Annotated in this window: 18 protein-coding genes; 9 read left to right on the plus strand and 9 right to left on the minus strand. The window is 72.3% G+C overall.

Annotated elements, in window-relative coordinates:
* The first annotated feature begins 31 nt into the window (after positions 1–31).
* A complete protein-coding gene (locus Mco01_RS11690; protein ID WP_036332186.1) occupies positions 32–535 on the plus strand; it encodes a GNAT family N-acetyltransferase in 504 nt (167 codons plus the stop codon).
* A 354-nt stretch (positions 536–889) separates the two neighbouring features.
* Positions 890–2689 carry a tetratricopeptide repeat protein gene (locus Mco01_RS11695; RefSeq protein ID WP_239103531.1) on the plus strand — a complete coding sequence of 600 codons (1800 nt, stop codon included), beginning with the start codon at positions 890–892 and terminating at the stop codon, positions 2687–2689.
* A 103-nt stretch (positions 2690–2792) separates the two neighbouring features.
* On the opposite strand, the gene Mco01_RS11700 is transcribed toward Mco01_RS11695, so the two are convergent.
* Positions 2793–3242, minus strand: coding sequence for an NUDIX hydrolase (locus Mco01_RS11700; RefSeq protein WP_204056908.1), 450 nt, complete (start codon positions 3240–3242; stop codon positions 2793–2795).
* A gap of 74 nt (positions 3243–3316) precedes the next feature.
* On the opposite strand from Mco01_RS11700, the gene purU reads away from it, so the two are divergent.
* On the plus strand, positions 3317–4165 hold the full coding sequence (purU, locus tag Mco01_RS11705) for a formyltetrahydrofolate deformylase (RefSeq protein ID WP_204056909.1): 849 nt from the start codon (positions 3317–3319) through the stop codon (positions 4163–4165).
* Here purU and Mco01_RS11710 read toward each other — a convergent pair.
* On the minus strand, positions 4149–6221 hold the full coding sequence (locus Mco01_RS11710; RefSeq protein ID WP_204056910.1) for a prolyl oligopeptidase family serine peptidase: 2073 nt from the start codon (positions 6219–6221) through the stop codon (positions 4149–4151). The genes purU and Mco01_RS11710 overlap by 17 nt on opposite strands.
* Positions 6222–6521: 300 nt before the next feature.
* Between Mco01_RS11710 and Mco01_RS11715 the strand changes: the two genes are divergently transcribed.
* From Mco01_RS11715 to Mco01_RS11725, 3 genes are all read left to right on the plus strand, one after another.
* A complete protein-coding gene (locus Mco01_RS11715; protein ID WP_036331902.1) occupies positions 6522–7028 on the plus strand; it encodes an HNH endonuclease in 507 nt (168 codons plus the stop codon).
* 6 nt (positions 7029–7034) lie between these two features.
* A complete protein-coding gene (locus Mco01_RS11720; RefSeq protein ID WP_204056911.1) occupies positions 7035–7850 on the plus strand; it encodes a GNAT family N-acetyltransferase in 816 nt (271 codons plus the stop codon).
* 177 nt (positions 7851–8027) lie between these two features.
* Positions 8028–8246: an FmdB family zinc ribbon protein gene (locus Mco01_RS11725; RefSeq protein WP_204056912.1), complete on the plus strand. Its 219-nt coding sequence runs from the start codon at positions 8028–8030 to the stop codon at positions 8244–8246.
* 256 nt (positions 8247–8502) lie between these two features.
* Here the strand turns inward: Mco01_RS11725 and Mco01_RS11730 are convergent, their stop codons facing one another.
* The 3 genes from Mco01_RS11730 to Mco01_RS11740 form a co-directional block, all read right to left on the minus strand.
* Positions 8503–9030: a helix-turn-helix transcriptional regulator gene (locus tag Mco01_RS11730; protein ID WP_051458999.1), complete on the minus strand. Its 528-nt coding sequence runs from the start codon at positions 9028–9030 to the stop codon at positions 8503–8505.
* Positions 9031–9232: 202 nt separating this feature from the next.
* The gene (ilvD, locus tag Mco01_RS11735) at positions 9233–11071 is read right to left on the minus strand and encodes a dihydroxy-acid dehydratase (RefSeq protein WP_036331905.1); all 1839 of its coding nucleotides are present in this window, start codon (positions 11069–11071) and stop codon (positions 9233–9235) included.
* 75 nt (positions 11072–11146) lie between these two features.
* The gene (locus Mco01_RS11740; protein ID WP_239103532.1) at positions 11147–11848 is read right to left on the minus strand and encodes a nuclease-related domain-containing protein; all 702 of its coding nucleotides are present in this window, start codon (positions 11846–11848) and stop codon (positions 11147–11149) included.
* Between the two features lie 276 nt (positions 11849–12124).
* Between Mco01_RS11740 and Mco01_RS11745 the strand changes: the two genes are divergently transcribed.
* The gene (locus Mco01_RS11745) at positions 12125–13552 is read left to right on the plus strand and encodes an amidase (RefSeq protein ID WP_204056914.1); all 1428 of its coding nucleotides are present in this window, start codon (positions 12125–12127) and stop codon (positions 13550–13552) included.
* A gap of 13 nt (positions 13553–13565) precedes the next feature.
* Here the strand turns inward: Mco01_RS11745 and Mco01_RS11750 are convergent, their stop codons facing one another.
* The 3 genes from Mco01_RS11750 to pepN all read right to left on the minus strand — a co-directional run bounded on the left by Mco01_RS11750 (position 13566) and on the right by pepN (position 18733).
* Positions 13566–15401: a DUF2207 family protein gene (locus Mco01_RS11750; RefSeq protein WP_204056915.1), complete on the minus strand. Its 1836-nt coding sequence runs from the start codon at positions 15399–15401 to the stop codon at positions 13566–13568.
* A gap of 2 nt (positions 15402–15403) precedes the next feature.
* Entirely contained in the window at positions 15404–15955 is a 552-nt protein-coding gene (locus Mco01_RS11755; protein WP_204056916.1) for a LemA family protein, read from the minus strand.
* Between the two features lie 213 nt (positions 15956–16168).
* Complete coding sequence (gene pepN / locus Mco01_RS11760; protein ID WP_204056917.1) at positions 16169–18733, minus strand: aminopeptidase N; 2565 nt, start codon at positions 18731–18733, stop codon at positions 16169–16171.
* A gap of 181 nt (positions 18734–18914) precedes the next feature.
* Here pepN and Mco01_RS11765 point away from each other — a divergent pair, with 181 nt between their 5' ends.
* Positions 18915–19523, plus strand: a complete 609-nt coding sequence (locus Mco01_RS11765) for a mycothiol-dependent nitroreductase Rv2466c family protein (protein WP_204056918.1) — start codon at positions 18915–18917, stop codon at positions 19521–19523.
* A gap of 91 nt (positions 19524–19614) precedes the next feature.
* On the plus strand, positions 19615–21021 hold the full coding sequence (locus tag Mco01_RS11770; protein WP_204056919.1) for an aldehyde dehydrogenase family protein: 1407 nt from the start codon (positions 19615–19617) through the stop codon (positions 21019–21021).
* A gap of 3 nt (positions 21022–21024) precedes the next feature.
* Here Mco01_RS11770 and def read toward each other — a convergent pair whose 3' ends face one another.
* Positions 21025–21513, minus strand: a complete 489-nt coding sequence (def, locus tag Mco01_RS11775) for a peptide deformylase (protein WP_204056920.1) — start codon at positions 21511–21513, stop codon at positions 21025–21027.
* Positions 21514–21636: the final 123 nt, after the last annotated feature.

Consider the following 21636-nt stretch of genomic DNA (forward strand, 5'->3'; position numbering starts at 1 on the left):
CCGCGCGGCCACAGGGAAAAGCGAGCCGGGCGTGACCCCGACGCTGCGGATCCGTCGATACCGGTGGTCCGACCTCGACGCCGTGTGGTCCCTGCACCAGGTCGGCCTGGCGCAGGTCGGCATCTCCCCCGGTGACGGCGTCTACTACGACGACGACTTCCCGCGCATCACCGAGATCTACCTGGCCGCCCGCGGCGAGTTCCTCGTCGGCGAGCTGCCCGAGGCCGGAATCGTGGCCATGGGCGGACTGCGCAGGATCGACGACCGGACTGCCGAAATGTGCCGTCTGCGCGTCCACCCCGACCATCAGAGACGCGGCTACGGCGCGCAGATCATGCAGGTGCTGGAGGAACGGGCCCGGGAGCTCGGCTACTCCCTGCTCTGCGGGGACACCACCCTGCGGCAGGTGGCGGCCCTGGAGCTGTACCGGAAATCGGGCTGGCGGGAGTTACGGCGCGAAGCTCGCGGGGACATGGTCGTCCTTTATCTGGAGAAACCCCTAAATGGTGTAGTTTCACCGCTTTTCTCCCGATAGATAGTGCTTCCAGGCCTTGGCGGATAGCTGATCTGAATCAATACTTGTGCCTTGTCCTGTTCGCCCGAGTGGGGGAAGAGCCGCAATGAAGAAGATCATTATCCGCAAGCCCGGCACCGCGAAGCTCACCGGCGCCTCCAGCGTCATCCACAAGGGGTGAGGGACCGGCCTCGTCACATCTGGGTCAGGGGGAGACTCTCCCGTGACCGCGTGGCGGCGCTCCGGACATTGGAGCTGCCTCCCCTCCTGACGTCCGTGGTGAACGGGCATCGGCGGCTGCGTGGTCCCTACACGGTGGGTGGAGCGATCCTGCGCGCGCTGGTTCCGGATGCGTTGGAGCGTTCCCCTGAGCTGGTGGCCACGCACGACATCGAGATCCGGTCCGCCGCGGCGGACCTGCGCCCGCTGGTCCCGGCCCGCCGCGAGACGATCGAGGCGGGTCTGCCGGAGGACGAGCGCATCCTGGTGCCCGCCCCGCGCCGCACGCTCCGTGTCGCCAACGGGATCGCCGAGTTCGTCCGCGACTGCCTCCCCGGGCCGCGCGCTCTGGTGGTGGACAACCTGCATGAGGCCGACGCCACCGACCGCGAGCTGCTGCGCGTGCTGAGCCGCCGGGTGAGCGATCTGACGCTGGTCGTCGGGTCGCCCGAGCCGCCCTGGGGGGCCGCGCGGCCGGTCGACGCGCCCGCCCGCGAGATGCCGGACGAGGACGCCGGTGATTACGTGGCCTTGGACGGCACCGGCGACGACCCGGCGGCGTACGAGGCGTACCGGGCGCTGTCCGCCGGCGAGCGGGCGCGCCTGCACGACGCGCGGGCCGCGGAGCTGGGCCCGGAGTACGACCTGGGCGCGCTGCCGTACCACCGCGAGCACGGCAGCGACCGGGCGGCCGCGCTGCGGTCGCTGTGGGCCGCCGTCGACCACTGCGTCGCCGAGGGCTTCCTGGAGGCCGTGGCCGACCTGGGCCTGCGCGGGCTGCGGCTCGCCGAGCCCGGCTCCGACCTGTGGTGGCGCTTCACCCAGCGCACGGCCACGGCGCTGGCGGGCCTCGGCCGCCGGGACCGGGCGCTGGAGCTGTACGAGCGGGCGCGGAGGGTGAGCGTGGACCCCGCGGTCCACGCCGCCTCGGCCTACGGCACGGCGATGCTCGACGCGCGCAACCCGGTGCCGGCCGAGCGGGACCTCCCGAGGGCGCGCGGCTGGATCAACGAGGCCATCGCGATCTCGACCCTGCTGCCGGACCGGCGGCAGCGGGCGTTCAAGCTCGGGTTCGACCAGAACGGGCGGGCGCTGATCGAACTGCGCGAGGGCAGGGTCGCCCGGGCCCTCGACCTCGTGCAGTCGGCCATCGACCTGGCCGAGCGCGACCTGCCGCCGCAGGCGCACCCGGTGCACCGGATGGTGCTGTTCGCCAACCGGGCCCAGCTCCTCGCCAGGACCGGCCGGCCCGCGGACGCCCTGCGCGACCTCGACCGGGCCATCGCGATCGACCCGGCCTTCCCGGACCACTACCTCGACCGGGGGAACCTGCTGTTCGAGCTGGGCCGGGCGGACGAGGCGCTGGCCGACTACGAGACCGCGATCCAGGTGAGCCCGCCACTGCCGGAGGCGTACTACAACCGGGCGGAGCTGCGCCTGGCCGAAGGCGACCTCGCCCAGGCCAGGGAGGACCTCGACCACGTGATCGAGCTGGACCCCGAGTACGTCAACGCGTACGTGAACCGGGCCGGGGTCCTGGAGATGCTCGGCGAGCACGACGCGGCCAGGGGGGACGTCGAGACAGGGCTCGGCCTCGACCCGGGCAACGCCCACCTGCTGGGCGTGCTCGGACAGCTGGAGACGGCCGCGGGGCGGTTCGCGGAGGCGCGGGCGGCGTTCGATGCGGCCCTGTCGGCCGACCCCGCGCTCGGCTCGGCCTGGGCGAACCGGGCCATTCTGCGGTTCGAGACCGACGACGCCGCCGGGGCGGTCGACGACCTGACCCGGGCCCTCGACCTCGGCGAGGACGCCGCGCTCTACTACAACCGGGCGACGGCCCTGGCGGTGCTGGGCCGGGACCTCGACGCGGAGCAGGACCTGCGCCGGGCCCACGAGCTCGCGCCCGACGACGCCGAGATCAGCCAGGCGCTCGAACGCCACGACAAGGCTGGCTGACCCGACGACGGCCCGGCCGGACGTCACGACACGGCCGGCCGACCCTGGCCGGTCGAGCGCCACGACGCCGGCCGGCCCCAGGGGCGGCCTGGCCTGGAGGACGTCAGGACGCGCCGCGGAGCAGGACGTCGAGGACGCGGGGGAGGCCGGGAGGCTCGACGGGCTCGGGAAGGGTGGCGAGAACCTCGCGCGGGTGCCAGGCGTGGCCCCGGTAGGTGCCGTGCTCGCCGGGCGTGAGCGCGGCCGACGCGACCGGCGGCGTGGCGTCGAAGCGGGCCAGGTAGAAGCGCTCGGTCTTCACGTAGTGCACCCCGAGCCAGTGGAAGTCCCGCGCGACCGGCGTCCAGAGGTCCTCGACGGCCTCGCCGGGCAGCCCGGTCTCCTCCCACAGCTCACGCCGGGCCGCGTCGAGATCCGTCTCGCCGGGCTCGATCCCGCCGCCCGGCGGCTCCCAGAATGTCCGGTCCGCGACCGGGTCATGCCAGCGCAGCAGCAGCACCCGGCCCTCGCCGTCCACACACAGCACCCGGGCCGCCGGACGGCCGTCCGCCATCATCGCCTCCATTTCCCGCGGCCGGTGGCCCTACGCTTGGAGCGATAACGACACTCCCCGCTGAGGATCGACGCATGAGCGCTGAGTATGTGCTGACCCTGTCCTGCCCCGACCGCCCCGGGGTGGTCGCCGCCGTCAGCGGGCTGCTGGCCCGGCACGGGTGCAACATCATCGAGAGCCAGCAGTTCGGCGACCCGGTCGCGGTGCGGTTCTTCATGCGCGTCCAGTTCGCGGCGGAACTGTCGCTGGACGAGTTGAGGGCGGCCTTCGCCGGGCTCGCCCCCGAGTTCGGCATGGAGTTCCAGCTCTTCGACCTCGCCGTACGGACGCGGGCGCTGGTGCTCGTCAGCAAATTCGACCACTGCCTGAACGACCTGCTCTACCGGGTGCGGTCCGGCCTGCTGCCCATCGAGATCACGGGCGTGGCGTCCAACCACCCGGACCTGCGGCCCCTCACCCAGTCGTACGGCGTGGAGTACCACCACCTGCCGGTCACGCCGGAGACCAAGCCGCGGCAGGAGGCGGAGATCCTCGCTCTGGTCGACCACTACCAGGCCGACCTGGTGGTGCTCGCGCGGTACATGCAGGTGCTCTCGGAGGACCTGTGCGCCAAGCTGGCGGGCCGGATGATCAACATCCACCACTCGTTCCTGCCGTCCTTCAAGGGGGCCAAGCCGTACCACCAGGCGCACGCGCGCGGGGTGAAGCTCATCGGCGCGACCGCCCACTACGTCACGGCCGACCTGGACGAGGGGCCGATCATCGAGCAGGAGGTCGCCCGGGTGAACCACACCCACTCGGCCGAGGACCTCGCCGCCATGGGCCGCGACGTGGAGTGCCAGGCGCTGGCCCGGGCCGTCCGCTGGCACGCCGAGCACCGGGTGCTGCTGGACGGCCACAAGACCGTCATCTTCCCCCGGTGACCCCGAGGCCCGTGTGCCGGGCCAGGAACGCCAGCTGGTCGGCCGCGAGCTCGATCGACTTGCTGACGGCCCGGGCGCCGTGGCCCACCTCGGTCTCGTTGCGGAGCAGGATCGGCCGGTCGCCCGCCTGCGCGTGCTGGAGGGCCGCCGCCATCTTCCACGCGTGCAGCGGGTGCACCCGGGTGTCGGAGGCGAAGACCGCGAACAGCGTGGCGGGATAGGAGACCCCCTCGCGGACGCGGTGGTACGGCGAGTAGCCCCACAGCCAGCCGAACTCCTCGGGCACGTCGGCCGATCCGTACTCCACGTTCCAGGTCGCGCCCAGGCCGAACTTCTCGTAGCGGATCATGTCGAGCAGGGGGGCCGTGCAGACGACGGCCGCGTACAGGTCGGGCCGCTGGGTGAGCGCCGACCCGACGAGGAGGCCGCCGTTGGAGCCGCCGGAGATGGCGAGCCGGTCCGGGCTGGTCACGCCGGTGGCGATGAGGTGCTCGGCTGCCGCGTGCAGGTCGTCGAAGACGTTCTGCTTGTGGCCGAGCATGCCGGCGCGGTGCCACTGCTCGCCCTGCTCGCCGCCGCCCCGCAGTTGCGCGACCGCGTAGACGCCGCCCGCCTCGACCCAGGCGAGCGCGGTCGCCGAGAAGCCGGGGGTCATCGAGATGCCGAAGCCGCCGTACCCGTAGAGGATCGTGGGCCGGGGGCCGGAGCCGTCGCGTGAGATGGCCAGCATGTGGACCTCGGTGCCGTCCTTCGAGCGGTAGACGATCTGCTCGGTCCGGGCCTCGGGCACCTCGATCGCCCCGGGAGGCGCCTCCCACAGCGTGGTCTCGCCGGTCAGCGCGTCGTAGCGGTAGACCGCGGTGGGGGTGATGGTGTCGGTGTAGCTGAACCAGGCCTCGTGGCCGCCCTCGGGACGCTCGACGATGCCGCCGACCGAGCCGAGGCCGGGCAGCGGAACCTCGCCGGTCCGCTCGCCCGTCTCCAGCGCATGGACGGTGATCTCGGAGATGGCGTGACGGGTCCAGCCGGCGAGGATGATCGGCTCGGGCAGGTCGTCGAGGATCGCGAAGTCCGACAGGACGGCCTCATGGTCCTCCGGGATCAGGTCCCGCCAGCTGTCCGCGCCGGGCTCCGACGGCGACGTCACGCAGACGCGGCCGCGCGGCGCGTCGAGGTCGGTGAAGACGTAGAGCCGGCCGTCGCGGCCCACGTGGAGCGCCGTCTGCGCGTCGACGCCCTCCTGCACCGTGACCAGGGCCGGCGCCTCGGGTGCGGACGCCGACAGGTCGCCCAGCCACAGGTCGTTGCGGGGGGCGGTGCCCCGGGCGGCGGAGATCCACACCCAGCGGCCGTCGCGGGAGACCGCCACCCCGTAGTAGTTGGTCTTCTCCAGCCCCTCGCCGAAGATCAGCACGTCGTCGTCGGCCGGCGAGCCCACGCGGTGCAGGTAGACGCGGCGGTGGAACTGCTCCTCGCCGTCCGGGACCAGGGCAGGCGCCAGCCGGCGGACGTAGTAGAACGCCTCGCCGCCCGGCAGCCAGGCGACGGGGGAGTAGCGGCACCGGTCGATCGGCCCCTCGACGACCTCGCCGCTCTCGACGTCGATGACGTAGAGCTTCGACTCCTCGTCGCCGCCCACCGAGATCTGGTAGGCCAGCCGGTCGCCCTCCTTGCTCGGCTGGTAGGAGTCGAGCGTCGTCACCCCGGACGGGTCGAGGGCCGTGGGGTCGAGCAGGACGCGCTCGCCGTCCTCGTCGGCGACGTACAGGACCGGGTGCTCCTGGTCCGGCGTACGGCGGGTGAAGAAGCGGCGCTCCCCCCGCCAGACCGGGGTGCCGACCGAGCCCGAGCGCAGCAGCTCGGCGACGCGGGCCCGGAAGTGCTCGCGGCCGTCGAGTTCGGCGCCGCGGAACAGCGCGTCCTGCGCGTCCAGCCACTCCTTGGTCTCCGGGGCGTCCGGATCCTCAAGCCACCGGTACGGGTCGGGGACGGGGGTCCCGTGCAGCACGTCGACGATCTCGTCACGGCGGGCGGGCGGATACGGCAGTCGCGTCATGCTGGCACTTTAAATCAGCCGCGGCAGTGCGGCGTCCCTTCGGCCGTACCCGGCCAAGACGGGAGTAAACGGATGATCCCCTGGGCATAGAAGCACCAGGCGTCCCTGCTGCCCGCTCCATCGACCTCATTATGGGGTGGCGGACAGGCCGCTCAACAGGCCACACTTTGGTGAAGGGCGGTGCCGTGGTGACGATCCGCTGGGCCGTCCGGCGGAGGTCCCTGTGACGGAAGCATCCGGGTCCCAGCAGACGGGACCACAACCGTGGCGCACAGCCGAGGCAGTTGTGGAGGCCGGCTGATGCGCCAAGTCCTGCTATTGAACGCCACCTACGAGCCGCTGACCACGCTCTCCCTGCACCGGGCCGTGATCTTGGTCCTGAGAGAGAAAGCGGACGTCGTCCACCGCGACGGGCGCGGCGCGGTTCTGCGCTCGGCCACACGCACGCTGGACGTGCCGTCGGTGATCAGGCTTCGCCGTTATGTCCGCATCCCCTACCGGACGCGCATCCCGCTCACCCGGGCCGCGCTGATGCGCCGGGACAACTTCCGCTGTGCCTACTGCGGACAGCGGGCGGAGACCATCGACCACGTCATTCCCCGGTCTCGGGGAGGCCCTCACACCTGGGAGAACTGCGTCGCCTCGTGCATGCCGTGCAACCACAGAAAGGCCGACCGTCTGCTGGAGGAGCTGGGGTGGACGCTGCACGTCCCCCTGGTGGTGCCACACGGCGCCCACTGGCGGCTCATCGGCGCGCAGCTCGACGGAGACCCTCAGTGGGCGCCCTACCTGGAACCCGCGGCCTGATGTGACATGACCTGGAGGTTCACGTCGGACCCCGGCGAGTTCGCCGAGGTGGCCGAGCCCTGGCTGCTGCGCGATCCCGTGCGCAACACGGTCCCGCTGACCGTGTCACGCGGGATCCGCGGCGGCCAGTTCGTCGAGGACCCGCTGTTGGGGTGGCTGGAGGAGGGCGGCGACGTGGTGGCCGCCGTCCTCCACACGCCGCCCCGCCCGCTGCTCCTCGCCGACGTCCCGCTGGGGACGCTGCCGTCGCTGGCGGCCACGCTGATCGAACGGGACCAGGTGATCCCTGGGGTGAGCGGCCCGCTCGCCGCCGCCGAGGCGTTCGCGCGGGCCTGGTGGCGGCCCGTGCGCGGCCGGAGGTCCGAGCGGCTGTTCCGGCTCGGCACGCTGGAGGCGGCGACCGCGCCCGGAAAGGCACGGACCGTGCCGGCCGACGAGATCCCGCAGGCCGTCGACTGGTTCCGGGCCTTCCAGCAGGAGGCGCACGTCGAGGCGGGCGCCGACCCCACCCCCGTCGTCTCCGCACGCGTCAACCGCGAGGAACTGCTCTGGTGGGAGGACGAGGGCCGGCCCGTCTCGCTGGCCGGCGTCTCCGCGCCCATCGCCGCCATGTCCCGCGTCGGTCCCGTCTACACGCCGCCCGACCTGCGCCGTCGCGGGTACGGCGCGGCCGTCACCCACGCGGCCACCCGTAAGGCGCTGGACGAGGGGGCGGACGAGGTGCTGCTGTTCACCGACCTCGCCAACCCCACGTCGAACTCCATCTACCGCAAGCTCGGCTACCGCCCCATCGACGACTACGCCACGATCCACTTCGCCTGAGAACCGCGGTCCGCCCGTACCGCGGCAGGCGGCACGGCCGGGCTGGGCCATCGGATCGCGGAACGTGAGGGGCGGGCCCGCCCTCGGTGGTGGCCGAGGTGTGAGTTGCGGCCGGCCACTGGTGATGGTGGGGAGGGGTCATGCGGCCGGCGGCGATCCGGCCGTACATTAGGGGGCATGCCACGCTACGACTACCGGTGCCGCGCGTGCGGCTCGACCTTCGAGCTCAACCGGCCCATGGCCGAGGCCAACTCTCCCGCGACCTGTCCCTCCGGGCACGGCGACACGGTGAAGCTGCTGTCGACGGTCGCCGTCACCGGCAAGGCGGGCGCCGGCCCCGCCCCCCGCGGATCCTCAGGCGGCGGGTGCTGCGGCGGCGGCTGCTGCGCCGGTTGACCGCCCGGCACAGCCGATCCGGGAACGAGACCCGGATGGCGCCGCCTCCCCCGTAGGGAGACGAGGGCGGGGCCCCGGGCCCCGGAGCCGCGACCCGGATGGCGCCGCCTTCCCGGTAGGGAGACGAGGGCGACGCCGACGACGGTAGCCCCGGGCCCCGGAAGGCGCCGCCTTCCCGGTAGGGGGACGAGGACGATGCCGAGGGCGGTGAGCCCGGCCCCGGATGGGCTGCTTCCCGGGGCCGAGGCTCACCACGTCAGGCGACGGCGGGGGTGAAGTCGCCGCCGGAGCCCGGGCCGGAGGCGGCGCCGGGACGGGCCCGGCGCTGGAAGGGCAGGTAGCGCTGGGGGAGATGCGGCCGGCTCGGCAGGTCGGTCGGCTCGACCGCCACGATGCGGTCGAAGCGGAAGGCCCTGATTCCCCGGCGCATGCGGCACCAGCCCACCAGGTACCAGAACTCGCCGTGAACCAGGCAGGTCACCGGCTCGACGTCGCGGACCGTGAGACGGCCGTCGGCGTCGTGGTACTGGATCCGGACGACGAGCCGGGCGGTGATGGCGTTGGCCACGGCGCGGGCGCGCCGGGCGACGTCGGTCGGCAGCGGTGTGGTCAGCGTTTGCAGGGTCGTGGCGATGACGTCGTCGTTGAGGTCGAGGTGCGCGAAGGCGTGGCGCAGCCCGCGGCGGGCCGTGACCGACTGCGGGCCCGCCCCGAGGTGGGCGAGCGACAGCGCGAGGGCGGCGAGCTCCTCGGCCGTCAGCGAGTGCCGTGTGACGTTGGCCATACCTCGACCATAACGACGAGGACCGACATTTTTCCGAACGCGTTCTCGGAAAAGCGCCTGTCCTGACGGCCAGTTCTGCCTAACGGAACAGCCCGCTCAGGTCCCGCCGCCGCCACCCACCGGCGCGACCGGCCAGGCGCCGACCGGGAGCCGGCGCCGAGGCGCCCGGCCCTCTACCGCAAGGGATACGGCCCAGCTCTCCCTACCGGGACAGCTGGCTCAGGTCCCGGGAGGCGCCGGTCGACGCGGAGGTCGTGAGCGCGGCGTACGCCTGCAGCGCCGCGGAGACCGGGCGGCGCCGGTCGCGCGGCCGGTAGCCGCCGAGCTCCCGCACCACCTTCTCGCGGCGGGCGGCGAGCACGTCCTCGGGCACCTTGAGCTCGATCGAGCGGCCCGGGATGTCGATCTCGACGATGTCGCCGTCCTCGACCAGGCCGATGATCCCGCCCTCGGCGGCCTCGGGGGAGACGTGGCCGATGGACAGGCCCGACGTGCCGCCGGAGAACCGGCCGTCCGTGATCAGCGCGCACGCCTTGCCGAGCCCGCGGCCCTTCAGGAAGCTCGTCGGGTAGAGCATCTCCTGCATGCCCGGGCCGCCCTTGGGGCCCTCGTAGCGGATGACGACGACGTCGCCCTCCTTGACCCGCTTCGCCAGGATGCCGTCGACGGCGTCCTCCTGCGACTCGAAGACCACGGCAGGGCCGGAGAACCGCCAGATCGACTCGTCCACGCCGGCGGTCTTCACCACGCAGCCGTCCTGGGCGATGTTGCCGTACAGCACGGCGAGGCCGCCGTCGCGGGTGTAGGCGTGCTCCACGTCGCGGATGCAGCCCTCCGACCGGTCGAGGTCGAGGTCGTCCCACCGCGCGTCCTGCGAGTAGGCCTTGACGGTCCGGACGTTGCCCGGCGCGGCGTGCCACAGCTCCATGGCCTCGTCGGTGACCTGCGGGGACTTCGGGTCCCAGGCGGCCAGGTGCTCCTGCAGGGAGGAGGCGTGGATGCTGTGGACGTCGCGGTGCAGCAGGCCGCCGCGGTCGAGCTCGCCCAGGATGGCGGGGATGCCGCCGGCGCGGTGCACGTCCTCGACGTGGTACTTCGCCGTGGCCGGGGCGACCTTGCACAGGCACGGCACCCGCAGCGACAGCTCGTTGATCTCCTTGAGCCCGAAGTCGACGCCGGCCTCGCGGGCGGCGGCGAGCAGGTGGAGGATCGTGTTGGTCGAGCCGCCCATCGCGACGTCGAGGGCCATGGCGTTCTCGAAGGCGTCGCGGGTGGCGATGCTGCGCGGCAGCACCGACTCGTCGTCCTGCTCGTAGTAGCGCCGGGTGATGTCGACGACCGCGCGGCCGGCGTCCTCGAACAGGGTCTTGCGGGCCTTGTGGGTGGCCAGGATCGTGCCGTTGCCGGGCAGCGCCAGCCCGATGGCCTCGGTGAGGCAGTTCATCGAGTTGGCCGTGAACATGCCGCTGCAGGACCCGCAGGTCGGGCAAGCGTTCTCCTCGAGCTCCAGCAGCTCGGCGTCGGAGACGCTGTCGTCGGCCGCCGCGATCATCGGGTCGATGAGGTCGAGCTTCTTGCCCGGGATCTTGCCGGCCTCCATCGGGCCGCCGGACACGAAGACGGTGGGGATGTTGAGCCGGAAGGCCGCCAGCAGCATGCCGGGCGTGATCTTGTCGCAGTTGGAGACGCAGATCAGCGCGTCCGCGCAGTGGGCGTTGACCATGTACTCGACCGCGTCGGCGATCAGCTCGCGGGACGGCAGCGAGTAGAGCATCCCGCCGTGGCCCATCGCGATGCCGTCGTCGACCGCGATCGTGTTGAACTCCCGCGGGATGGCCCCCGCCTCGCGCACGGCGGCCGAGACCACGTCGCCCACCTCGCGCAGGTGCACGTGACCGGGGACGAACTGCGTGTAGCTGTTGGCCACCGCGACGATCGGCTTGCCGAGGTCTCCGCCGGCTACGCCCGTGGCCCGGAGCAGGGCCCGGGCACCGGCCATGTTCCTGCCGTGCGTGACCGTACGAGACCTGAGGGCGGGCATGGGCGGACTCCCATCCGAAGACTACGAGTCTTCAAATGGTACGACCACCGCCCGCCTGCCGAGACCGGCAGTCCACTACTCGGGATAACGCGGCGGCAGCACCCGCTCGGCGGCCCGGTGGATCGACTCGATCTCCGCCGTGGTGAGGGACCGCTCCCGCTTGGTGATCCACCTGCGGACCAGTCCGCCGGAGAACACGTCCACGTCACGGATGTTGAGGATGCGCCAGGGGATCGCCGGGCCGTAGATCGCCAGCGACGGGACGACCGTGATCTCGCGCCCGAGGGCCTTGCTGATCAGGTCGCTGGCCTGGGCGGCCTCCCACCGGGCCTCGTCGAGCCGGGGCTTCTGGTTGAACGGCCCGTGGAACAGCTTGCGGTGCGACTGCACCCGCACGGGAAGCCGTTTGTCCCACTTCTCGGAGTCCACGGCGTATACGCCGGTGGGTCCGACGACGAGGTGGTCGATCTGCGCCTCGCTGCCCGGGATGGCCCGCGCGTGCAGCGTCCGGTACCCGCTGCGCTCCAGCTTGCGGAGCTGACCCTCGGTGCGCCGCTCGGCGGCCGAGGCGCGCCGCCAGGCCGGCACCGACGACACGGTCCGCGCGCGGTAGATCGCGTCGGCGATGAACGCGAGGACGCCCACCGTGAGGCCGAGCCGCCAGCTTCCCAGCAGCACGCCGAAGACGACGGCGGCCACGACCGCGACCAGCATGCGGCGGCGCAGATGGCGATACCGCGGGTCTCTCAGCAGCGTGCGGAGGGACGCGCGTTCCACTGGCGCGTACGTCGTCGTAGACGCTGGGGCGTCAGCGGGCGTCGAGGGGCTCTCCGCCCGCTCCGACGTGTGGTCACTCACCCAGATTGGTGACGTATTGTGACCGTCTTCTGGCGCTAGACCGGTATCCACATCACTCACGGTAGTTGAGCCGTCAGTGCCTTGCCTAGTGTTGGATGGTTCATACTTTTGTGGCCTGCTTCTGCCGATTCGCAGGGCCCGGACACGGGTATCCTCTCTAGATATCTGCGTCCAGGGGGCCTACCGTTCAGTAGCGTGGCGCACATTCATGATCTTACCGCTCTCGAGCAGGCCCACGCCGTACGAAAGCGGGAACTGTCCCCCGTAGAGATCACGCAGCACTACCTGGAGCGCATCGAGCGGCTCGGCTCCGGCCTCGGCGCGTTCGTCACCGTGACGGGCGACCGGGCGCTGGCGCAGGCTCGCGAGCAGGAGGCCCGGCTCGCCGCCGCCGACCCCGGCGACCTGCCGCCGCTGCTCGGGGTGCCCGTCCCCATCAAGGACCTCAACCTCGTCAAGGACGTGCCGATCTACTTCGGCTCGGCGACGTACGAGGGGTTCGTGGCGCCGGTGGACGACAGCGTGGTCGAGCGGCTGAGGGACGCCGGGACGATCATGCTGGGCAAGACGAGCACCCCCGAGTTCGGCCTGCCGTGCTACACCGAGACCTATGTGAACGAGCCCGCCCGCACGCCCTGGGACCCGTCCAGGTCCGCCGGCGGGTCGAGCGGCGGCGCCGCCGCGGCCGTGGCCGCCGGTCTCGCGCCCGCCGCGCAGGGGAGCGACGGCGCCGGGTCGATCCGCATCCCCGCCTCCGTCTGCGGCCTGTACGGCATCAAGCCCACCCGCGGCCGGATCTCGTTCGCGCCGATCGTGCCCGACCTCGCCGGCCTGTCCACGAACGGGCCGATCACCCGGACCGTGGCCGACGCCGCCGCGCTGCTCGACGTCATGGCCCACAACAACCCCGGCGACCTCTACTGGGCGCCGCCTCCCGCGCTGGGCTCGTTCTCCGCCTACGTCGGCAGGGAGCCGGGCCGGATGCGGATCGCGCGGTACGCCACCCCCGTCGTCCCGGGTGCCGAGGTCCACCCCGACGTGCTGGCCGCGTACGAGAGCGCGTCGGCGGTGCTGGAGTCGCTCGGGCACGAGGTCGTGGAGATCTCCGCGCCGTTCGGCGCGGACATGGTGCCGGAGTTCGTGAAGCTGTGGTTCAGCTTCTCCTGCATGCATCCGGTCGCCCCGGAGCTGGAGCCGAAGTTGCGCCCGCTGACCGCCTGGCTGCGCGAGCGGGGCGACGCCGTCACGGCGCCCGAGTTCCTCCAGGCCCAGTCGGCCCTGCAGCTCGCCACCCGGTTCGCGATGCTCGTGACCGACGAGTACGACGCGGTGCTCACCCCGACCGTCACGCAGCCGCCGGTGCCGGTCGGCTGGTTCGAGGACGTCGACTCGCCTGAGGAGACGTTCGAGCGGATGAAGCGCTTCGCGCCGTTCGCGGCGATGTACAACGTGAGCGGCCAGCCCGCGGTCAACCTGCCCCTCTACTGGACGCCCGACGGCCTGCCGATCGGGGTCATGCTGGCCGGCAGGTTCGGCGACGAGGGGACGCTGATCTCGCTGTCGTCGCAGGTGGAGCAGTCCGTGGGCGGGTTCTGGGGGGACCGCAGGCCGCCCGTGTGGTAGCCGGCTGACCCTGTCACGCCTCCGACAGCCGGGCGGCCGCCGTACGGGCCAGGTCGATGAGCGGGCCGGGCGGCGGCGGCCCGGAGGGGGACGAGACGGCGATGGCGAAGGTGCCCCTGCCCGTCTGGGCGGACACCAGGCCCGGGTACAGCATCGCGCCGGTGCCGACCCCGGGCACGGGCCGTCCCTGCGTCCGGGTCGCCAGGTGGCCGAGGACCATCAGGTAGCGGGACCGCAGCCCGGTGGCGGCGTGGACGTCGACCCGCACGCCCGCCCCGCACTCGTACCGGCACGACGCCACCTCCAGCCACGGCGGCGCGGGGGGCGGGCCGTCGTAGGACACGGGACCGGTCACGTCGATGCCCAGGGCCCGCTTGAGGTCGGCCGGCGTCACGAGGTCCGCGGGCCGCGGCAGGTCCCTCCCGCCCCGGCCCGTCCTGAGGCCGGGGAGGACCTTGACCTGGGCGAGGTTCTCCGGGGCGTCGACGAGGTGCTCGCCCGTGTCGTCGTAGCGCTCGGCCCCCGCCGTCCGCGACCGCTCCACGACCTCGATCTGCCTGATCCAGCCCAGCCGCCTGCCGGCGAGCGCCCGCACCCGGTCGCCCTCGTTCAGGCCGTGCCACATCTCCTCGTCCAGGCCGAGGGCGCGCACCTCACGGGAGCGGCCCTCGTCGACGGCGCACCAGTACGTCCACTTCGGGTTGTCGTCGCCCTTCGTCCCCGACTGGAACCGGCGCAGCCGTACGACCTGGCCCTCGACGGTCGCCGGGGTGCCGAGGTCGGAGAGGGCGTAGACGATCGGCAGGCCGGCGATCGCGGCCCCCACGAGCAGCGCCCCAGGCGTCGCGAGCCCGTCGGGCCACAGGTCGAACGCGGAGGCGACGATCAGCAGGATCCAGGTCCAGAAGCCCGCGAAGAACCCGGCGGCCAGGCCCCGGCCGATCGTGGGCAGCGGCTTGCGGCCCCACAGCAGCCGCGACGGGTACCGCACCTCCACCACGTGCCACATGCCGCCGTAGTCGGACCAGGCCCGCCTGTCGTCGGCGGGCGTGCTGACCGGCAGGCTGGTCACGGCCCGCGGGGCGAGGCCGAGGGCCGCGGCGTACGCCAGGTGGCGGCCCCAGATCGTGACCGACGCCGCCGGCTGCTCGGCGAACCGCCCGGCCGACAGGTGCTCGCGCACGCCGAGCCAGTGGGCCGCCGCCCGGGCGCCGCGTTCGGTTCCGCGCTCGCCGTTCAGCCTGCTCATCAGGCTCACGAGCAGCGCGAACGACACGATGGCCGCGCCGAGGCCGCCCTCGTGCCTGCTGTCGGTGAAGGTCACCGCGGCCCCGGTCGCCGCGGCCGGCACGACGGCCGCCGCCGTCAGGAGCGCGGCGTGCGCCCTGCTCCACCGGGGCCGCGACAGGCCCTGCTCACGGGCGTCGACGATGACCTTCTTGCGGAAGCTCTTCCACCAGCGGCCGAGGTTGCGCGAGCCCTCGGCCAGCGCGCCGGTCGCCACCACGCCGTCGACGGCCAGTGAGCGGACGTGCTCGAGCACCAGCCGCTCGTACGGCCGCAGACCGGTGGGCTCGTCGCGGCGCAGCCGGACGAGGGACAGCTCCGGGCCGATCTCCTCGATCTGCACGGCGCCACGGGCGGCCAGATCCAGCAGGGTCGCCGACGGGGCCTCGTCGCACAGCCGCCAGCCGCCCGTGATCAGGTCGACCACGGCGGGGGACTGCTCGGCCAGCTCGCCCGTGGGCGGCCCGGCCTCGACCTCGGGGTTGCGCGTCGCGACGGCGAGCGCGAGAAGGAGCAGCAGCCACAGGCCGGCGGCGCCGGCGGCCGCGAACCACCAGGCCATCGCTAGAACCGGACCTGGACGGGGCCGCGCTCCTCGCCCGGCGCCTGGAAGTACTCGCGGGGGATGAACCCGGTCATGCCGGCGACGATGTTCGCCGGGACCGTCTGGATCGCGTTGTTGTAGGTCAGCACCGCGTCGTTGTAGTACTGCCGGGAGTAGGCGATCCGGTTCTCGGTCGCGGCGAGCTCCTCCTGGAGCTCGGAGAAGTTCCGGCTGGCCTTGAGGTCGGGGTAGGCCTCGGCGACGGCGAAGAGGCTCTTGAGCGCGCCCGACAGCATGTTCTCCGCGGCGGCGCGGTCGGCCGGGCCGCGGGCGCCGATGGCCTGCGCGCGGGCCGCGATCACGGCGTCGAGGGTCTGCCGCTCGTGGGCCGCGTAGCCCTTCACGGTCTCGACCAGGTTGGGGATGAGGTCGTACCGCCGCTTGAGCTGGACGTCGATCTGCGCCCACGCGTTGTCCACGGCGTTGCGGCCGCGGACCAGGCGGTTGTAGACGGAGACGAGCATCACGGTCAGGGCGGCCACGACGGCGCCGGCGACGAGTGCTGAGATCACGGTGGCCTCCTGGGGGGACGGCGGACCCGGGCGGCCCACGGTGTGAATGCCCGGCGTCCCCATCCCACCGCGAGGGGCTTGCACCGCGCTTGCGCAGTGCTTTCACCTGCCACAACACCGTCAGAACAGGCGCCGGAGAGACACCGGAGAGACACCGGAGAGACGCCGCGAGGGCCCGGCGCGCAGGCCGGGCCCTCGTCCAGGAGAAGCGGGTCAGGCAGTGGCGTCCTTCGCCTGGGCCCGCAGCGCGCGGCTCACGCCGTCCGCGCCCTCGAGGAGCAGCCGGCGCAGCGCGTGCGGCGGCTGGTCGGCGCTGATGCGGTCCTGCGTGCGGGCCACCGTCTCGGGGCGGATCAGCAGGGCCGGGTAGCAGCCGATCGCGAAGTTCTGCGCGGAGTCGGAGGTCCACTCGCCCCAGATGCGGCCGGCCTCGTCGAAGTACCTGTCGCCGTACGGCTCGAGCAGGTCGACGTGGTGCGGGTCCATGAAGCCGAGGATGGTCGAGCGCAGCAGCGCGCCGCTCAGCTTGCCGCCGACGATCGCGGCCCAGGTCTCGGCCTTGTTCTCCGGCGTCGGGATCGCGGCCCGGCTCATCGCGGCCGAGCGCTCGCCCGTGGCCGTGCGGTCGCGGGCGAGCTCCGCGTCGATGTCCGCGGCGCCGAGCACGCCGCCCGACACCAGCGCGTGGGTGAGCGTCCAGCGCAGGTCGGTGTCGACGGCCAGGCCCTCGGGAACCGACTCGCCGTCGAGGATCGCCTTGACGAACGCGAGGTCCTCCGGCGAGGTGGCGACGGCGGTGAACGCGTTGACGTAGGCGAGCTGGTGGTCGGAGCCCGGCTGGGCGCCCGCGACCAGGCCACGCAGCGCGGCGGACAGCTCGGCGAGGCCGGTCTCGCGCCACGCCGGGTCGGCGTACTGCTGGACGGCGAGGCGGGCCTGGCGCAGCACGGTCTGCAGGACCGTGATGTCGCGGACCGAGTCGATGCCGGAGGTCACCAGGCGGACGTAGTCGCGGGTGGCCATCTCGGCGTCGCGGGTCATGTCCCAGGCGGCCGACCACGACAGGGCGCGGGGGAGCGACTCCTGGAAGGCCGAGATGCCGCCGTTTACCAGCGTCTCCAGCGAGCGGCCGTCGAGCCGGATCTTGGCGTACGTCAGGTCGTCGTCGTTGAGGAGCACCAGGTCGGGCTGGACCTCGCCGACCAGCTCGGGGACGGCCGTGCGAGCGCCGACGATGTCGAGCTCGACCCGGCGGGTGCGGGCCAGCACGCCGTCGCGCAGCGAGTAGAGGCCGATCGCGATGCGGTGCGAGCGCAGCGTCGGGTGCTCGGCCGTGGCCTCCTGCAGCACCTCGAACGACAGGAAGCGGCCCTCGCCGTCGGTCGTGAACGACGGGCGCAGCGTGTTGACCCCGGAGGTCTCCAGCCACTCCTTCGACCAGGCGGACAGGTCGCGCCCGGACGTGCGCTCCAGCGCGGACAGCAGGTCCTGCAGGGTGGTGTTGCCCCAGGCGTGCTCGTTGAAGTAGTCGCGGACGCCGGCCAGGAAGTTGTCGAGGCCCACGTAGGCGACCAGCTGCTTGAGCACCGACGCGCCCTTGGCGTAGGTGATGCCGTCGAAGTTGACCTCGACGGCCTGCATGTCGGGGATGTCGGCCGCGATCGGGTGGGTCGAGGGCAGCTGGTCCTGCCGGTAGGCCCAGGCCTTCTCCACATTGGCGAACGTCGTCCAGGCGCCCTGTCCCCAGCGGGTGGCCTCGGCCTGGCACAACACCGACATGTAGGTGGCGAACGACTCGTTCAGCCACAGGTCGTCCCACCACCGCATGGTGACGAGGTCGCCGAACCACATGTGGGCCATCTCGTGCAGGATCGTCTCGGCCCTGCGCTCGACCATGGCGTCGGTCACGCGCGAGCGGAAGACGTAGTCCTCCAGGAACGTGACGGCGCCCGCGTTCTCCATGGCGCCGGCGTTGAACTCGGGCACGAACAGCTGGTCGTACTTCGCGAACGGGTAGCGCAGGCCGAACACGCGGTGGAAGAAGTCGAAGCCCTGCTTGGTGACCTCGAAGATGTTGTCCGGGTCGAGGTGCTCGGCGAGCGAGCGGCGCACGTAGATACCCAGCGGAATGCCGTCGTGCTCGTCGCGGACCACGGCGTACGGCCCGGCGATCAGCGCGGTGATGTACGTCGACATGACCGGCGTGGGCGGGAAGTGCCAGCGCCGGGCCTCCTGGAGCGTCCCGTGGCGCCCGTGGTGCTCGTCCAGGTGTTCGACCGAGTCGGGGGCGGCGTTCGACACGACCTCCCAGCTCGCCGGCGCGAGGACGGTGAGCTCGAAGGTCGCCTTCAGGTCGGGCTGGTCGAAGCAGGCGTACATCCGGTGCGCGTCGGCCGTCTCGAACTGGCTGTGCAGGTAGACCTGCTGGTCGACCGGGTCGACGAAGCGGTGCAGGCCCTCGCCCGTGCGCATGTAGCTGGCGTCGGCGTCGATCCGCAGCTCGTTGCGCTCCGCGAGCCCCGGCAGCGGGAAGCGCCCCTTCTCGGCGTCGTAGGCGTCGACGTCGAGCTCACCGCCGTTCAGGACGACCTTCCGCACGTGCGCGCCGTGCAGGTCGATGAAGGTGTCCGCCCCCGGCCGGCTGGAGGTGAAGTGGACCGTGGTGATGCTCTCGAAGCGCTCATCGCCCTCGGTCAGGTCGAGCTCGACCCGGTAGGACTGGACCTCGAGCAGCCGGGCGCGCTCCCGAGCCTCGTCACGTGTGAGATTGCCTGCCACACCTGCTCCTCATCGCGAATTCTCTCCCCCGATCCCCGCCGCCCCGTCGCGAAAGGGATTGCCTGAATCCTGCCATGTCACGGCGACAGTTCGGGATTCGAGATCTGCCCTACCTGGAATAGCAGGAAATGTCCCAGGGTTGACGATCGATGGAATCACATTCCGGTGAGAGGGTGGCACAGTGTCCGAGCGAACGCAGGTCGATTTCTGGTTCGACCCCGCCTGCCCCTGGGCGTGGATCACGTCCCGCTGGGTCCTCGAGGTGGAGAAGGTCCGCCCCATCGACGTCCGGTGGCACATCATGAGCCTCGCCGTGCTGAACGAGGACAAGGACATCCCCGAGGAGTACCGCGAGCGCACCCGGAAGACGATCGGCCCGGTGCGCGTGCTCGCCGCCGCCGCGGACAAGTACGGCGAGCAGGTGCTCGGCGAGCTCTACACGCAGATCGGCACGCGCTTCCACGACGAGGGCCGCGAGCGCGACCGGGCCACGATCGAGGACGCCCTGGCCGCCGCCGGCCTCGACCGGGAGCTGGCCGCCGCGCTGGAGTCGCACGAGTACGACGAGGCCGTCCGCCGCTCCCACGCCGAGGGCATCGACCTGGTGGGTCAGGAGGTCGGCACGCCGGTCGTCTCCGTCGAGGGGAACGCGTTCTTCGGGCCCGTGGTGTCGCCCATCCCGCGCGGCGAGGCCGCCGCCCGCCTGTGGGACGGCGTGCTGCTGGTCACCGGGACCGACGGGTTCTTCGAGCTGAAGCGCTCCCGGACCCGCGACCCGATCTTCACCTGATCGGAACGTCTCCGTGTCCTCCTGACGGGAACCGAGATCGAGCGGGTGAGGCCGCTCGCCATATGACAGCTGACTTGCGAGGATGAAGGACATGCGTCAGCTGTTCGTGAACGGAGCCTGGGTCCCCTCCTCCTCGGGTGAGGGCATCGACGTCGTCAACCCCGCGACGGAGGAGGTGGTGGACCGGGTCCCGGCGGGCACGCCCGCGGACGTCGAGGCCGCCGTCGCCGCCGCCCGCGCCGCCTTCCCGTCGTGGTCCGCCACGTCGCCCTCCGAACGGGCGGGCCGTCTCGCCGCCGCGGCGGGCCTGCTGAAGGAGCGCGCCGGCGACGTCGCCGCGACGATCGCCACGGACATGGGCGCCCCGCTGGCGCTGGCGCTGAAGGTGCAGACGCTCATGCCCGCGGGCGTGCTCGCGTCGTACGCCGAGCTGCTCGGCCGCTACGAGTTCGACGCGGGCAAGGTCGGCAACTCGATGATCGTCCGGGAGCCCGTGGGCGTGGTGGGGGCCATCACGCCGTGGAACTACCCGCTGCACCAGGTGATCTGCAAGGTCGCCCCGGCGCTCGCGGCCGGCTGCACGGTCGTGCTCAAGCCGAGCGAGGTCGCGCCGCTCGCGGCGTACGCGCTGGCGGAGATCTTCCAGGAGGTCGGGCTGCCGCCCGGCGTGTTCAACCTGGTCAGCGGGTACGGCCCGGTCGTGGGCGAGGCCATCGCCGCCCACCCGGACGTCGACATGGTCTCCTTCACCGGCTCGACCCGGGCCGGGCGCCGGGTCGCGGCGCTGGCGGCCGAGACGGTCAAGCGGGTGGCGCTCGAACTCGGCGGCAAGTCCGCGAACGTCATCCTGCCCGACGCCGACCTGGAGACGGCGGTCAAGGCGGGCGTGGCCGGGGCCTACCTCAACTCGGGCCAGACCTGCTCGGCCCTGACCCGGATGCTCGTCCACTGGGACCAGTACGACGACGCGGTGCGGCTGGCCGCCGGGTTCGCCGCCTCGTACACGCCGGGCGACCCGTTCGCCGAGGGCACCCGCCTCGGCCCGCTGGTGTCGGCCGCCCAGCGCGACCGCGTGGTCCGGTACATCAACCGGGGCCAGGAGGAGGGCGCCCGACTGGTGATCGGCGGCACCGACAACCCCATGGACCGCGGCTACTACGTCGAGCCCGCCGTCTTCGCCGGCGTCTCCCCGGGCATGGCGATCGAGCAGGAGGAGATCTTCGGCCCCGTGCTGTCGGTCATCCCGTTCGGCTCCGAGGACGAGGCCGTGGAGATCGCGAACGGCACGCCGTACGGGCTGTCGGGGGCGGTGTGGGCGAGCACGGAGGAGAAGGCGCTGGCCGTGGCCCGCAGGCTGCGCACCGGCCAGGTGGCCGTGAACGGCGGCCGGTTCAACCCGCTCGCGCCCTTCGGGGGCTACAAGCACTCCGGCGTCGGGCGCGAGATGGGGGACTTCGGCCTGGAGGAGTACCTGGAGGTCAAGGCCATCCAGATGTGAGGGTCAGGGCGCCTGGAGGAGGATCTTCCTGCGCTCGTCCTTGCCCAGCCGGTCGACGTACAGGCTGCCCTCGAGGTGGTCGAACTCGTGCTGGAAGCAGCGGGCGAGCATGCCCCGGGCCTTCACGCTCACCGGGCGGCCGAGCTTGTCGACGCCGCGCAGCGTCACTCCGGCGGCCCGCGGGGTGGGGGCGTAGATCGGCTTGCCGGTCTGCCTCCCCGGCACCGACAGGCAGCCCTCCTCCTCGACGACCTGCTCCGGGTCGTCGACGGTGAGCTCGGGGTTGATCACGTGCCCCTTGCGGTTGCTGATGTCGTAGACGAACAGCCGGCGGCCGACGCCGATCTGCGGACCGGCGAGGCCGACGCCGTCGGCGGAGTACATGACCGCGAACATCTCGTCGATGAGGCGCCGCAGCTCCCTGTCGAAGTCCGTCACAGGCTCGGCGGGAGTGCGCAGGATGGGGTCGCCGACGTACCGGATCTCGCGCATGACGCTTGTGGTCCTCCGGGAGAGGTGCCCTGGGAGGGCGGGATGTAAGGGCCTGATGGCACCGTCGACACTTACTCTAGTGCAGCCCCGCGGTCGTGTCCGCTGCCGGGAACTGGGAAACTT

It is taken from the genome of Microbispora corallina, assembly GCF_016863035.1.
GTDB lineage: Bacteria > Actinomycetota > Actinomycetes > Streptosporangiales > Streptosporangiaceae > Microbispora > Microbispora corallina.

What these genes read in the sequence shown, in the direction of transcription:
- Mco01_RS11700 (WP_204056908.1), bottom strand. Translation starts at nt 3,242, where the DNA reads ATGGCGGACGGCCGTCCGGCGGCCCGGGTGCTGTGTGTGGACGGCGAG.
- purU (WP_204056909.1), top strand. Translation starts at nt 3,317, where the DNA reads ATGAGCGCTGAGTATGTGCTGACCCTGTCCTGCCCCGACCGCCCCGGG.
- Mco01_RS11710 (WP_204056910.1), bottom strand. Translation starts at nt 6,221, where the DNA reads ATGACGCGACTGCCGTATCCGCCCGCCCGCCGTGACGAGATCGTCGAC.
- Mco01_RS11715 (WP_036331902.1), top strand. Translation starts at nt 6,522, where the DNA reads ATGCGCCAAGTCCTGCTATTGAACGCCACCTACGAGCCGCTGACCACG.
- Mco01_RS11720 (WP_204056911.1), top strand. Translation starts at nt 7,035, where the DNA reads ATGACCTGGAGGTTCACGTCGGACCCCGGCGAGTTCGCCGAGGTGGCC.
- Mco01_RS11725 (WP_204056912.1), top strand. Translation starts at nt 8,028, where the DNA reads ATGCCACGCTACGACTACCGGTGCCGCGCGTGCGGCTCGACCTTCGAG.
- Mco01_RS11730 (WP_051458999.1), bottom strand. Translation starts at nt 9,030, where the DNA reads ATGGCCAACGTCACACGGCACTCGCTGACGGCCGAGGAGCTCGCCGCC.
- ilvD (WP_036331905.1), bottom strand. Translation starts at nt 11,071, where the DNA reads ATGCCCGCCCTCAGGTCTCGTACGGTCACGCACGGCAGGAACATGGCC.
- Mco01_RS11750 (WP_204056915.1), bottom strand. Translation starts at nt 15,401, where the DNA reads ATGGCCTGGTGGTTCGCGGCCGCCGGCGCCGCCGGCCTGTGGCTGCTG.
- Mco01_RS11770 (WP_204056919.1), top strand. Translation starts at nt 19,615, where the DNA reads ATGCGTCAGCTGTTCGTGAACGGAGCCTGGGTCCCCTCCTCCTCGGGT.
- def (WP_204056920.1), bottom strand. Translation starts at nt 21,513, where the DNA reads ATGCGCGAGATCCGGTACGTCGGCGACCCCATCCTGCGCACTCCCGCC.